The organism is Pseudomonas eutrophicaquae (genome assembly GCF_023544715.1).
Lineage (GTDB): Bacteria > Pseudomonadota > Gammaproteobacteria > Pseudomonadales > Pseudomonadaceae > Geopseudomonas.
The window spans coordinates 159,178-170,385 of record NZ_JAMJEZ010000003.1 but is presented as its reverse complement, the minus strand read 5'-3'; the positions used below and the strand labels follow the sequence as shown (position 1 = coordinate 170,385).

Annotated in this window: 11 protein-coding genes; 7 read left to right on the top strand and 4 right to left on the bottom strand. The window is 66.7% G+C overall.

Annotation, left to right across the window (positions count from 1 at the left end):
• Positions 1–203: 203 nt before the first annotated feature.
• Both cmoA and cmoB read left to right on the top strand, forming a co-directional pair.
• Positions 204–947 carry a carboxy-S-adenosyl-L-methionine synthase CmoA gene (gene cmoA, locus MXC11_RS02640; RefSeq protein ID WP_250004857.1) on the top strand — a complete coding sequence of 248 codons (744 nt, stop codon included), beginning with the start codon at positions 204–206 and terminating at the stop codon, positions 945–947.
• A 17-nt stretch (positions 948–964) separates the two neighbouring features.
• Positions 965–1,942, top strand: coding sequence for a tRNA 5-methoxyuridine(34)/uridine 5-oxyacetic acid(34) synthase CmoB (cmoB, locus tag MXC11_RS02635; RefSeq protein ID WP_250004855.1), 978 nt, complete (start codon positions 965–967; stop codon positions 1,940–1,942).
• Between the two features lie 37 nt (positions 1,943–1,979).
• On the opposite strand, the gene MXC11_RS02630 is transcribed toward cmoB, so the two are convergent.
• Positions 1,980–2,291 carry a BolA family protein gene (locus MXC11_RS02630; RefSeq protein WP_250004853.1) on the bottom strand — a complete coding sequence of 104 codons (312 nt, stop codon included), beginning with the start codon at positions 2,289–2,291 and terminating at the stop codon, positions 1,980–1,982.
• Positions 2,292–2,355: 64 nt separating this feature from the next.
• The gene (gene pap, locus MXC11_RS02625; protein ID WP_250004850.1) at positions 2,356–3,849 is read right to left on the bottom strand and encodes a polyphosphate:AMP phosphotransferase; all 1,494 of its coding nucleotides are present in this window, start codon (positions 3,847–3,849) and stop codon (positions 2,356–2,358) included.
• 127 nt (positions 3,850–3,976) lie between these two features.
• On the opposite strand from pap, the gene mnmC reads away from it, so the two are divergent.
• The 4 genes from mnmC (at position 3,977) to MXC11_RS02605 (ending at position 7,224) form a co-directional block, all read left to right on the top strand.
• Entirely contained in the window at positions 3,977–5,947 is a 1,971-nt protein-coding gene (gene mnmC, locus MXC11_RS02620) for a bifunctional tRNA (5-methylaminomethyl-2-thiouridine)(34)-methyltransferase MnmC2/FAD-dependent 5-carboxymethylaminomethyl-2-thiouridine(34) oxidoreductase MnmC1 (RefSeq protein WP_250004848.1), read from the top strand.
• 131 nt (positions 5,948–6,078) lie between these two features.
• Complete coding sequence (locus tag MXC11_RS02615; RefSeq protein ID WP_250004845.1) at positions 6,079–6,633, top strand: Tll0287-like domain-containing protein; 555 nt, start codon at positions 6,079–6,081, stop codon at positions 6,631–6,633.
• A 3-nt stretch (positions 6,634–6,636) separates the two neighbouring features.
• Entirely contained in the window at positions 6,637–6,927 is a 291-nt protein-coding gene (locus MXC11_RS02610) for a metal-sensing transcriptional repressor (protein ID WP_250004842.1), read from the top strand.
• A gap of 60 nt (positions 6,928–6,987) precedes the next feature.
• On the top strand, positions 6,988–7,224 hold the full coding sequence (locus tag MXC11_RS02605) for a YheU family protein (RefSeq protein ID WP_250004829.1): 237 nt from the start codon (positions 6,988–6,990) through the stop codon (positions 7,222–7,224).
• 111 nt (positions 7,225–7,335) lie between these two features.
• On the opposite strand, the gene MXC11_RS02600 is transcribed toward MXC11_RS02605, so the two are convergent.
• Together MXC11_RS02600 and MXC11_RS02595 are read right to left on the bottom strand one after the other, a co-directional pair.
• Positions 7,336–8,991 carry a cation acetate symporter gene (locus MXC11_RS02600; RefSeq protein ID WP_250004827.1) on the bottom strand — a complete coding sequence of 552 codons (1,656 nt, stop codon included), beginning with the start codon at positions 8,989–8,991 and terminating at the stop codon, positions 7,336–7,338.
• Positions 8,988–9,302 (bottom strand): DUF485 domain-containing protein, encoded by a 315-nt coding sequence (locus MXC11_RS02595; RefSeq protein WP_250004825.1) that lies wholly within the window; start codon positions 9,300–9,302, stop codon positions 8,988–8,990. The genes MXC11_RS02600 and MXC11_RS02595 overlap by 4 nt, the downstream gene beginning before the upstream one ends.
• A 293-nt stretch (positions 9,303–9,595) precedes the next feature.
• Here MXC11_RS02595 and MXC11_RS02590 point away from each other — a divergent pair, with 293 nt between their 5' ends.
• Positions 9,596–11,176, top strand: coding sequence for a glycoside hydrolase family 17 protein (locus MXC11_RS02590; RefSeq protein WP_250004822.1), 1,581 nt, complete (start codon positions 9,596–9,598; stop codon positions 11,174–11,176).
• The last annotated feature ends 32 nt before the right edge of the window (positions 11,177–11,208 follow it).

Below are 11,208 nucleotides of genomic sequence, written 5' to 3'. Positions count from 1 at the left end.
CTCAACATCAGCAGACTCCGGGTGGTCAACGGGACGGCGATTTTACCCGGAGGTGAGCCTGGTTTTTAGAGGTGCCCAAGAGCACCACAGCGCATACCCTGTCACCGCGTCTCCCGGCGAGCCTCACGCAATCAGTGCTGCTCGCGGGCGGATGGGTTCGTTAGAATGCACGCCCTGCACAGAACCCAGCCCGAGAGCCTGCCGTGACCCAGCATCCCGATCGCCTCTATGCCACCCCTCAGGACCAGGTCGCTGACTTCGTGTTCAACGAGGCGGTGGTGCGGGTGTTCCCCGACATGATCAAGCGCTCAGTGCCCGGTTACCCGACCATCGTCGAGAACATCGGCGTGATCGCCAGCCAGTTCGCCCAGCCCCACAGCGCACTCTACGATCTGGGCTGCTCGCTGGGTGCGGTCAGCCAGGCGCTGCGCCGTCACGTGCAGGCCGAGGACTGCCGGGTGATCGCGGTGGACAACTCCCATGCCATGGTCGAGCGCTGCCGCGAGTACCTGCACGCTCAGGACTCGATGTTCCAGGAGCTGCTGCCGGTCGAAGTGCTGGAGGCCGATATCTGCCAGCTCGACTTCCAGCCGGCCTCGGTGGTGGCGCTGAACTTCACCCTGCAGTTCATCCCCCAGAACCAGCGCCTTGCACTGCTGAGCCGGATCCGCCAGGCCCTCCTGCCCGGTGGGGCGCTGATCCTCTCCGAAAAGCTGCGCTTTAACGATGCCGAGGAGCATGCGCTGCTCGGTGAACTGCACATCGCCTTCAAACGCGCCAACGGCTACAGCGAGCTGGAAATCGCCCAGAAGCGCAGCGCCATTGAAAACGTGATGAAGCCCGACAGCCTTGAGGAGCACCGCGAGCGCCTCGCCGCCGCCGGCTTCTCCAAGGTCGTGCCCTGGTTTCAGTGCCTGAACTTCGCCTCGCTGATCGCCCTGCCCTGAACCCTGCCGGACTGCCCATGACCGCTCTTGCCAACCGCGCCAATCTCCCCGCCCTGATCGACACACTGCGCGGCACGCCGCTGGCGGCCTGGGCCGCCACCCTGCCGGATCTGCTGGCTGACAAGCTGGTACGCGGCCACGGTGATCTGGCGCGCTGGCAGGCGGCGCTGGATGCACTACCCGCCCTCGAAGCCACGCAGCGTGAACTGCTCGATGCCTTCCGCCTCGATGGGGCCTGCAGCGAAGCCCAGCGCGCCGCGCTGGAGCAGGCGCTCAAGGGGCTGATCCCCTGGCGCAAGGGGCCGTTTACGCTGTTCGATGTGCACATCGACACCGAATGGCGCTCGGACTGGAAGTGGACGCGCATCGCCCCGCATCTGAATCTCGCCGGCAAGCGGGTACTGGATGTCGGCTGCGGCAATGGCTACTACCAGTGGCGGATGCTCGGCGCCGGCGCTGATTGCGTGGTCGGCGTTGATCCTAATTGGCTGTTCTTCTGCCAGTTTCTGGCCATGAAGCACTACCTGCCGGAGCTGCCCGCCTGGCACCTGCCACTGGCGCTGGAAGAGCTGCCGGAAAAACTCGAAGGCTTCGACACAGTGTTCTCGATGGGCGTGCTCTACCACCGCCGCTCACCGATCGACCACCTGCTGGCGCTCAAGGACTGCCTGCGGCGCGGCGGCGAGCTGCTGCTGGAAACCCTGGTGGTGGAAGGCGACGCGCAGACCGTGCTGGTGCCGGAGGATCGCTACGCGCAGATGCGCAACGTCTGGTTCCTGCCCTCGGTGGCGGCGCTGGAGCTGTGGTTGCGCCGCGCGGGATTTGTCGAGGTGCGCTGCATCGATGTCAGCGTCACCAGTGTCGAGGAGCAGCGCGCTACGGACTGGATGCGGTTCCAGTCGCTGCCTGAATTTCTCGATTCCGCCGATCACAGCAAGACCATCGAAGGCTTGCCCGCGCCGCGCCGCGCCGCGCTGCTGGCGCGCAAGCCATAACGCACCGGCGCAGCGCTCTGCACCGGTGCGCTGCCGCTCAAGCCAGATCGTGCTTGCTGCCGCCCAGGCAGGTGGGCGACTCCGGCGCTACGCCGCGCGCCGCCCACTCTTCGGGGCTGTAGGTGTGCTGCGCCAATGCATGGAACTGCGGCATCAGCTCGCCTAGCGCGCCATAGACACGCTGCTGACGCTGCACCAGACGCAGCCCGGCAAACTGCTCGCTGACCAGCACCACCTTGAAGTGGCTGTCACTGCCGCGGCTGTGCAGGTGGCTTTCGTTATGCACCTCCAGGTGCAGGGGGGCAAAGGCCTCCTGCAGGGTCTGGCGGATCTGCTCCTGAATCGACATCGATAACGCTCCACGGTTGGGGACGCTGCATTCTGCGCAAGCGGGCCGGGCGAGTAAATGCACCTCAGCGCACCTCACGGGCGAAGGCCGCCTCCAGCGCATCATTGAGGGTGCGCAGCACCTTGACCCGCGCATAACGCTTGTCGTTGGCCTCGACCAGCGTCCAGGCCGCGACCGAGGTGCTGGTGCGATCGACCATGTCGTTGATGGCGTCGATGTACTGCGGCCACTTCTCACGATTGCGCCAGTCCTCATCGGTGATCTTGAAGCGCTTGAAGGGGCTGCCCTCACGCTCCTTGAAGCGCTCCAGCTGGGTGGCCTGATCAATGGCCAGCCAGAACTTGACCAGCACCACCCCGGCATTGACCAGCTGCTCCTCGAAGTCATTGATCTCGCTGTAGGCACGCAGCCAGTCGGCCTGGGTGCAGTAACCTTCGACCCGCTCGACCAGCACCCGGCCATACCAGGAACGGTCGTACAGGGTGAACTGCCCGCGCGCCGGGATATGCCGCCAGAAGCGCCACAGGTAGGGCTGGGCGCGCTCTTCATCGCTGGGGGCGGCAATCGGGATGATCCGGTACTGGCGCGGGTCCAGCGCGGCGGCAACCCGGCGGATCGCCCCGCCCTTGCCGGCGGCATCGTTGCCCTCGAAAACCGCGACCAGCGCGTGCCGGCGAAAACGCTTGTCGCGCATCAGCCCGGCCAGCCGCGCCTGCTCGGCGCCCAGCAGACGCTGGTACTCGTCACGCTCCAGCGCGCGATTCAGGTCGAGGCTGTCGATCAGGCCACGACCATCGAGGCTGGCGGTCAGCGGTGCGCCGTGGGGATGGGGACGCGGACGGGCCGGCATGCGCAGCGCCGCCTGCAGGCCCTCGAGCAGGATTCGCCCGACCGTGAGACTCCGGTAACGGGCATCAGCGCCCTCGACCACATACCAGGGGGCGTAGTCGCGGCTGGTGCGGCGCAGCACCCGCTCGCCGTGCTGCACATAGGCGTCGTAGGTGCGGTTCTGCTGCCAATCGAGTGGGCTGAGCCGCCAGCCATGCTGCGGGTCATTTTTGAGCAGTTTCAGGCGCTGCTTGAGCTGCTTCTTGGAGAGGTGCAGCCAGAACTTGAAGATCAGCGCCCCCTCATCACAGAGCATCCGCTCAAAGCGCTGCGCGCTGTCGATGGCCTGATCGAGGCGCGCATCGTCGATGCGATTGCGCACCCGCCCCTGCAGCATCTGGCTGTACCAGTTGCCGAAGAAGATTCCGGTACGCCCCTTGGGCGGCAGGCGTCGCCAGTAGCGCCAGTACGGCGGGCGCGCCAGTTCCTCGTCGGTCTGCCAGTCGAAGGTCTCCACCTGGATCAGCCGCGGGTCCATCCATTCATTGAGCTGGCGCACGACCTCGCCCTTGCCCGCGCCTTCAATGCCGTTGAGCAGGATGATCAGCGGAAAACGACCCTGCTGGCGCAGCTCGTACTGCGCCTCATAGAGCGCCTTGCGCAGCTCCGGCACGCGGGCGTCGTAGGTTTCCTTGTCGATCCGGTGACCGATCTCGGCAGCTTCAAACATGCAACAGCTCCTGAAAGATTCGCACCCAGACTAGACGATCCCCCCGGGGAGCATGCAAGCCCGAAGGCTGGCAGCACCGCAGCAGACCGCTAGAATGCGCCTCTTTTGATCTGCGGAGCCGCCGTACATGCGCGATGCCATCCATGCCCGCCTCGACTGGGATGAGCAGGGTCAGCCCCGCTCGAGCACCTTTGGCGATGTGTATTTCTCCCGCGCCTCAGGCCTTGCGGAAACCCGCCACGTGTTTCTGGCCAGCAACCGCTTCAGCGAACGCTGCGCCGCGCTGCCGGCTGGCGGACAGCTGTGCGTGGGCGAAACCGGCTTTGGCACTGGCCTGAATTTTCTCTGCGCCTGGCAGACGTTTCTCACGCACGCCCCGGCCGATGCGCGGCTGCAGGTGATCAGTGTCGAGAAATACCCGCTGTGCGCCGAGGATCTGGCCCGCGCGCTGGCGCTGTGGCCGGAGCTGGCCGATGAGGGCCAGGCCTTGCTGGCGCAGTATCGGGCGATTCATCCGGGCTTTCAGCGCCTGAGCTTTGCCGGCGGGCGCATCCAGCTGACCCTGCTGATCGGCGATGCGCTGGCGTGTCTCGCGCAGTTGGATGCCGCGGTCGATGTCTGGTTTCTCGATGGCTTCGCCCCGGCAAAGAATCCGCAGATGTGGAGCCCTGAGCTGTTTGCCGAACTGGCCAGGCTGTCGGCGCCTGGCGCCAGTCTGGCGACCTTCACCGCAGCCGGCTTTGTGCGCCGCGGCCTGATAGCGGCCGGCTTTGCCATGCGCAAGGTGCCAGGCTTTGGCCACAAGCGCGAAATGCTGGCCGGTGAGCGGGACGCGAGCCAGCCTGCAGCCGGCCACGATGGCCGCCCCTGGTATGCCCGCCCGGCCGCGCGGCACAAGACGCGCCAGGCGCTGGTGATCGGCGGAGGGCTGGCCGGCTGCAGCAGCGCGGCCAGTCTGGCGGCGCGCGGCTGGCAGGTCACGCTGCTGGAGCGGCACGCCGAGCTGGCCCGCGAGGCCTCCGGCAATCCGCAGGGCGTGCTGTACCTCAAGCTGTCGGCCCACGGCACCGCGCTGTCGCAACTGGTGGTCGCCGGCTTTGGCTACACCCGCCGCTTGCTCGAGCGTCTGCAGGACGATCAGGCCTGGAGCGCCTGTGGCGTCCTGCAGCTGGCCTTTGATGAGCGCGAGGCGGCGCGCCAGCAGCAGCTGGCCGAGGCCTTCCCGCCGAGCCTGCTGCGGGCGGTGGATCGCAGCGAGGCCAGTACCCTGGCCGGGGTTGCGCTGGAGCACGGCGGGCTGTGGTTTGAGGACGGCGGCTGGGTTCATCCGCCGGCCCTGTGCCGGCTGCAGGCGGCGCATCCGCGCATCCGCGTGCTGACTCACCAGCAGGCGCTGGAGCTGCGCCGGGTGAACGGACAATGGCAGGCCTGGCAGGATGACACCCTGCTCGCCGAAGCGCCGGTTGCCGTGCTGTGTACCGCCAGCGAGGTGCGCCACTTCCCGCAGGCCGCTTATCTGCCGCTCAAGCGCATCCGCGGGCAGATCAGCGCCCTGCGCGCCAGCACCGCCAGCGCGGCGCTGCGCTGCGTGCTGTGTGCCGAGGGCTATGTGGCCCCGGCGCGCGCCGGCGAGCACACGCTGGGCGCCAGCTTCAACTTCCAACGTGACGATCTCACACCCTCTGCCGAGGAGCATGCCGATAACCTCGCCCTGCTGGAGCAGATCTCGCCCGCCCTGCACGCCCGGCTGCGAGAGACAGACACCGACCCGGCCACGCTGGAGGGACGGGTGGCGTTTCGCAGCACCACCCCGGACTACCTGCCGCTGGTCGGCCCGCTGGTGGAGGCCGAGGCGTTTCGTGAGCGTTACGCCGCCCTGCGCAAGGATGCCCGCCAGCGCTTTACCGGCGAGGCGCCCTGGCTGGACGGGCTGTACGTCAACGCCGGTCACGGCTCGCGGGGCCTGATCAGCGCCCCGCTATGCGCCGAGCTGCTGGCCGCCTGGATCGAGCATGAGCCGCTGCCGCTGCCGCGCGCGGTGGCCGAGGCCTGCCACCCCAGCCGCTTCCTGCTCCGTGAGCTGATTCGCGGGCGCTGAAGGCGGCGGGCGGGCTGTACGCGGGCCGGCGTCCGGGCGCCATACGGCCCGCCTGCGACAGATGGCCTATTGCCCGGTCACCGCGCGCGCCTGATACTCCCCAAAGTATAAAACCCACTGGAGTCACACCGATGCGCCTTGCCATTCTGAGCACCTTCGCCCTGCTGGGCAGCCTGAGTCTGCCGAGTTTTGCCGCCGATCCAGCAGCGCTTGCCCGCGAGGGCGCGGCCCTGATCCCGCCCTTTGCCGGACAGCTGCTGGAAACCGTGCAGTCCGCCATGAAGGAAGGCGGCCCGACCCAGGCGGTCGAAGCCTGCCAGCTGCTCGCCCCGCAAATCGCCGAGCAGCACAGCCAGAGCCCCTGGCAGATTGGCCGTACCGCCCTCAAGGTCCGCAACCCGGCCAACGCCCCGGATGCCTGGGAGCGCCAGGTGCTCAAGCAGTTCGCCGCACGCGCCGCCGCCGGTGAGCCGCTCAGCGAGATCAAACATGCGGAAATCGTCGATGGGGAATTTCGCCTGATGAAAGCCATCCCCACCGGCGAAGCCTGCCTGGCCTGCCACGGCAGCGCCATCAAGCCGGAACTGGCCGCGGTGATCGACCAGCGGTATCCTGACGATCAGGCGCGCGGCTTTGCCTTGGGCGATTTGCGCGGCGCCTTCTCCCTGCGTCGAACCCTGGACTGATCAATGACCCTCACCGCTTCTTCGCCCTTAGCAGATACCATCACCCCGCAGCAGGATGCGATGCTCAAACGCCTGGCCCGCATCGAGGGGCAGATTCGTGGCCTGCAGGCCATGATCCGCCGCGGTGAGGCCTGCGAGGACATCGCCCAGCAGTTCAGCGCCGCCCGCAAGGCGCTGGATCGCGCCTATCAGGAGCTGCTCGCTTGCCTGATCGAAGAAGCGGTTCAGGACCCCGAAACAGACAGCACCGCCACCCTCAGCCGGGTGCGGGCGATCTTCACCAAGTACACCTGACCCCCGCTCGATTGCCCGGCCCACTCCGGGGCCGGGCGCACCCTGTTGATCCTGAAGACCATGCTACTGATCCCTCCCGCGCAACTGAGCGCCGACACCCTGAGCGCCCTGATCGAAGACTTCGTGACCCGCGAGGGCACCGATAATGGCGATGACACCCCGCTGGCCACCCGCGTGGCGGCCGTGCGCCAGGCGCTGGACCGGGGCGAGGCGCTGATCGTCTTCGACCCGACCCACCAGCAATGCCTGCTGCTGCCACGCCACCAGATCCCCGCTGAGCTGCTCAACGAACACTGAGCCGCAGCCGCGCGGCGCGGCGAATCGAGCGGGCAACAAAAAGGGGCAGCCAATCCGGCTGCCCCTTTTGTTTGCAGACCCGGTGATCTCTCACCGGGCCATCACCCTGACTCAGTGCGCGACCGCGCCGCTGGCACCCAGGCCGGTTTGCGAGCGCACGAACTGCGGGAAGAAGCGCGCACGCTCCTCGCTCGCCGTCTTCGAGCGGTCGGTCACCGAGAACAGCCACAGACCGGCAAAGGCGGCCAGCATGGCGAACAGCGCCGGGTACTTGTAGGGGAAGATCGCCTGCTCAAAGCCCAGCACATCCACCCATACGGTCGGGCTGAGGATGGTCAGGATCAGCGCGGTGGCCAGCCCCAGTGCCCCGCCGATCAGCGCGCCACGGGTGGTCAGATCCTTCCAGTACATGGAGAGGAACAGGATCGGGAAGTTGCAGCTGGCCGCCACCGAGAAGGCCAGCCCCACCATGAAGGCGATGTTCTGGTTCTCGAAGGCAATCCCCAGGAGGATCGCCAGCACACCCAGCGCCAGCACGGTGCGCTTGGTGACCTTCATTTCGTCTTCCTCGTTGGCCTTGCCCTTCTTGATCACACAGGCATACAGGTCATGAGCCACCGCCGAGGCGCCGGCCAGGGCCAGACCGGCCACCACCGCGAGGATGGTGGCGAAGGCCACCGCGGAGATGAAGCCGAGGAACAGGTTGCCGCCCACCGCGTTGGCCAGATGGATGGCCACCATGTTGGTGCCACCGATGATCGCCCCCGAAGCATCCTTGAAGGCCGGATTGGTGCTGACCAGAAGGATCGCGCCAAAGCCGATGATGAAGGTCAGGATGTAGAAGTAGCCGATGAAGCCGGTGGCGTAGAACACGCTCTTGCGCGCTTCCTTGGCATCAGAGACGGTGAAGAAGCGCATCAGGATGTGCGGAAGACCCGCAGTGCCGAACATCAGCGCCAGACCCAGGGAGATCGCCGAGATCGGATCCGAGACCAGACCGCCCGGGCTCATGATCGCTTCCTGCTTGGGATGCAGCGCCACCGCTTCAGCGAACAGACGGCTGAAGTCGAAATCGACCGCCACCATGACCATGATCGCCATGAAGGACGCCCCGGAGAGCAGCAGCACCGCCTTGATGATCTGCACCCAGGTGGTAGCCAGCATGCCGCCGAACATCACGTACATGACCATCAGCACACCGACCAGCACCACCGCGACGAGGTAGTCGAGGCCGAACAGCAGCTGGATCAGCTTGCCGGCACCGACCATCTGCGCGATCAGGTAGAAGGCCACCACGATCAGCGAGCCGCAGGCCGAGAGGATGCGGATCTGGGTCTGGCCCAGACGGTAGGAGGCCACGTCGGAGAAGGTGAACTTGCCGAGGTTACGCAGGCGCTCGGCCATCAGGAACAGGATCACCGGCCAGCCGACCAAAAAGCCGATCGAGTAGATCAGCCCGTCGTAGCCGCTGGTGAACACCAGCGCGGAAATGCCGAGGAACGACGCCGCGGACATGAAGTCACCAGCAATCGCCAGACCGTTCTGGAAGCCGGTGATGCTGCCGCCGGCGGTGTAGTAGTCGGCGGTCGAGGTGTTGCGCTTGGCGGCCCACTTGGTGATGCCCATGGTGCCGACGATGAACACCAAGAACATCAGGATGGCGGTCCAGTTGGTTGCCTGCTTCTCGACCTCTCCGGTCAAGGCATCGGCATACACTGGCGAGGCCAGCAGCAGCGCCAGCGCCACGCACAGACGGCAGAGGTTCATGCTTGCACCTCGTCGAGAATTTCCCGGGTCAGACGGTCGAACTCACCGTTGGCGCGCTGCACATAGACGCCGGTCAGAATGAAGGACATGAAGATCAGCCCCAGGCCGATCGGCATCCCCCAGGTGGTCACCGAACCGGCACTGAGCGGCGTGCCCAGGAGCTGCGGATCAAAGGCGATCACCAGGATGAAGGCGAAATAGGCGGCCAGCATGAGCACAGCCAACCCCCAGGCAAAGCGTCCCCGCTTGCTGACCAGCGCTTGAAAGCGCGGATCGGCATGGATCTGCTGGTACAGATGGTCGTTGGACATCAGGAAAGTCTCCACGCGATAAAGGGCTCCCTGACCGAGAGCGTGCGACACTTTATGTCCAGCAATTTCTGCAGCCAGACGACTTTAGTCGTGCAACCTGCGCCAGAAGCCTTGAGATAGAGCCATTCACCAGGCCAGAGATGCGGTCTCGCCGGCCCACAGCGCATAGATGCGACATCACGCCGCAGGCAATGCAATAGAAATCGACTATGTACAGCGCGCAGCGGGCGCCCTCTGGCGCCGTGGCGGCGCGGTGCTTACCATGCGCGGCTGTCTTTAACGGAGCCCCTTCGATGCCCGCGCGCCGCTCACTTGCAGGCCTGTATGTTCTGACCCTGCTGCTGGTCTCCGGCCTGCTGCTGGCCGCCTGGTACACCCTGGGGCGCCCACAGTTTGTGCCGGCGGCACTGGGTGAGGATCAGCGCCTGCAATGCGCCTCCTACAGCCCATTCGATCATGACCAGTCACCGTTCGATCTGCCGCTGACCATCCACCGCGAGCGGCTGGAGGCGGACGTTGCCCTGCTGGCCCAGCGCTTCAGCTGCCTGCGTACCTACTCGGTGACCGGGCTGGAGGCGCTGCCCGAGATCGCCCGCCGGCATGGCCTGACGCTGATGATCGGCGCCTGGGTCAGCGCCGATCCCAAGGCAACCCGCCAGGAGATCGAGGGCCTGGTGCAGACGGCCAATGCCCATCCCGATGTGGTCAAGGCGGTGATTGTCGGCAACGAGGTACTGCTGCGCGGCGACAGCACGCCCGAGCGGCTGCGCGCGCTGATCGAGGAAGTCGGGCAGCGGGTCAGCCAGCCGGTGACCTATGCCGAAGTCTGGGAGTTCTGGCTGCGCTACCCGCAGATCGGCCCGGTGGTGGACTTTGTCACGCTCCACCTGCTGCCCTACTGGGAAGATGATCCCACCGGGATCGACGCCGCGCTGCACGAAGTCGAGCAGGTACATGCGCGCTTCACCGCGCTGTATGCGCCCAAACCGCTGTTCATCGGTGAGACCGGCTGGCCCAGCCAGGGGCGCCAGCGCGAGGATGCCCTGCCCAGCCGGGTCAACGAGGCGCGTTTTGTGCGCGGCTTCATCGCCCTGGCCGAGCGCCATGGCTGGCAGTACAACCTGATCGAGGCCTTCGATCAGCCGTGGAAGCGACGCAGCGAAGGCACAGTCGGCGGCTACTGGGGCCTCTATGATGCCCACCGTCAGGACAAAGGCATCCTGAGCGGCGCGGTCTCCAACCTGCCGGACTGGCCGCGCTGGCTGTGGGTCAGCCTGGCCTGGCTGCTCGCCGGTCTGTGGCTGGCCGGACGCCCGCGCGGGCCGGCCGCCGCCTGGCAGAGCCCGCTGCTGGCGGGGGTGGCGGCGCTCAGCCTCGGCCTGTGGCTGCAGCAGATGACGCTGGACAGCCGCCAGGCCAGCGAATGGCTGTGGCATGGCGCACTGGCGCTGCTGAACCTGCCGCTGGCCGCCCGGCTGCTGCTGGGCGTCAATCCACCGTCTGGCGGCTGGCGAGCGCGCCTTTCGCAGCACCTGCAGCGCCAGGCCGGGCGCTACGCGCTGGCCGTGGCGCTGGCGGCTACCTGGCTGATGCTGGCCTTGGTGTTTGATCCGCGCTATCGCAGCTTCCCGAGCGCAGCGCTGCTGCTGCCGGCGCTGGCCCTGCTGCTGCAGCCCTGCCGCGGGCCGCGTCTGGAGCTGAATCTATGCGGCGCCCTGCTGGGCATGGGCCTGATCGTGCTGCTCTGGCAGGAAACCCTGCTCAATACCCAGGCGCTCGGCTGGGCTGCGGTCAGCTTGCTGCTGCTGGCCGCGCTCTGGCGCGGACGCCGGCAACCGGCAGGCGCCTTGCCAGCAGCGCCAGCGACTCCCTAAGCTCACAGGCCAGACAACAACAATAATCGCCT

Coding starts and splice junctions, on each gene's coding strand:
- cmoB (WP_250004855.1), top strand. CDS start 965: ATGACCGCTCTTGCCAACCGCGCCAATCTCCCCGCCCTGATCGACACA.
- pap (WP_250004850.1), bottom strand. CDS start 3,849: ATGTTTGAAGCTGCCGAGATCGGTCACCGGATCGACAAGGAAACCTAC.
- MXC11_RS02605 (WP_250004829.1), top strand. CDS start 6,988: ATGCTACTGATCCCTCCCGCGCAACTGAGCGCCGACACCCTGAGCGCC.
- MXC11_RS02615 (WP_250004845.1), top strand. CDS start 6,079: ATGCGCCTTGCCATTCTGAGCACCTTCGCCCTGCTGGGCAGCCTGAGT.
- MXC11_RS02630 (WP_250004853.1), bottom strand. CDS start 2,291: ATGTCGATTCAGGAGCAGATCCGCCAGACCCTGCAGGAGGCCTTTGCC.
- mnmC (WP_250004848.1), top strand. CDS start 3,977: ATGCGCGATGCCATCCATGCCCGCCTCGACTGGGATGAGCAGGGTCAG.
- MXC11_RS02595 (WP_250004825.1), bottom strand. CDS start 9,302: ATGTCCAACGACCATCTGTACCAGCAGATCCATGCCGATCCGCGCTTT.
- MXC11_RS02610 (WP_250004842.1), top strand. CDS start 6,637: ATGACCCTCACCGCTTCTTCGCCCTTAGCAGATACCATCACCCCGCAG.
- MXC11_RS02590 (WP_250004822.1), top strand. CDS start 9,596: ATGCCCGCGCGCCGCTCACTTGCAGGCCTGTATGTTCTGACCCTGCTG.
- MXC11_RS02600 (WP_250004827.1), bottom strand. CDS start 8,991: ATGAACCTCTGCCGTCTGTGCGTGGCGCTGGCGCTGCTGCTGGCCTCG.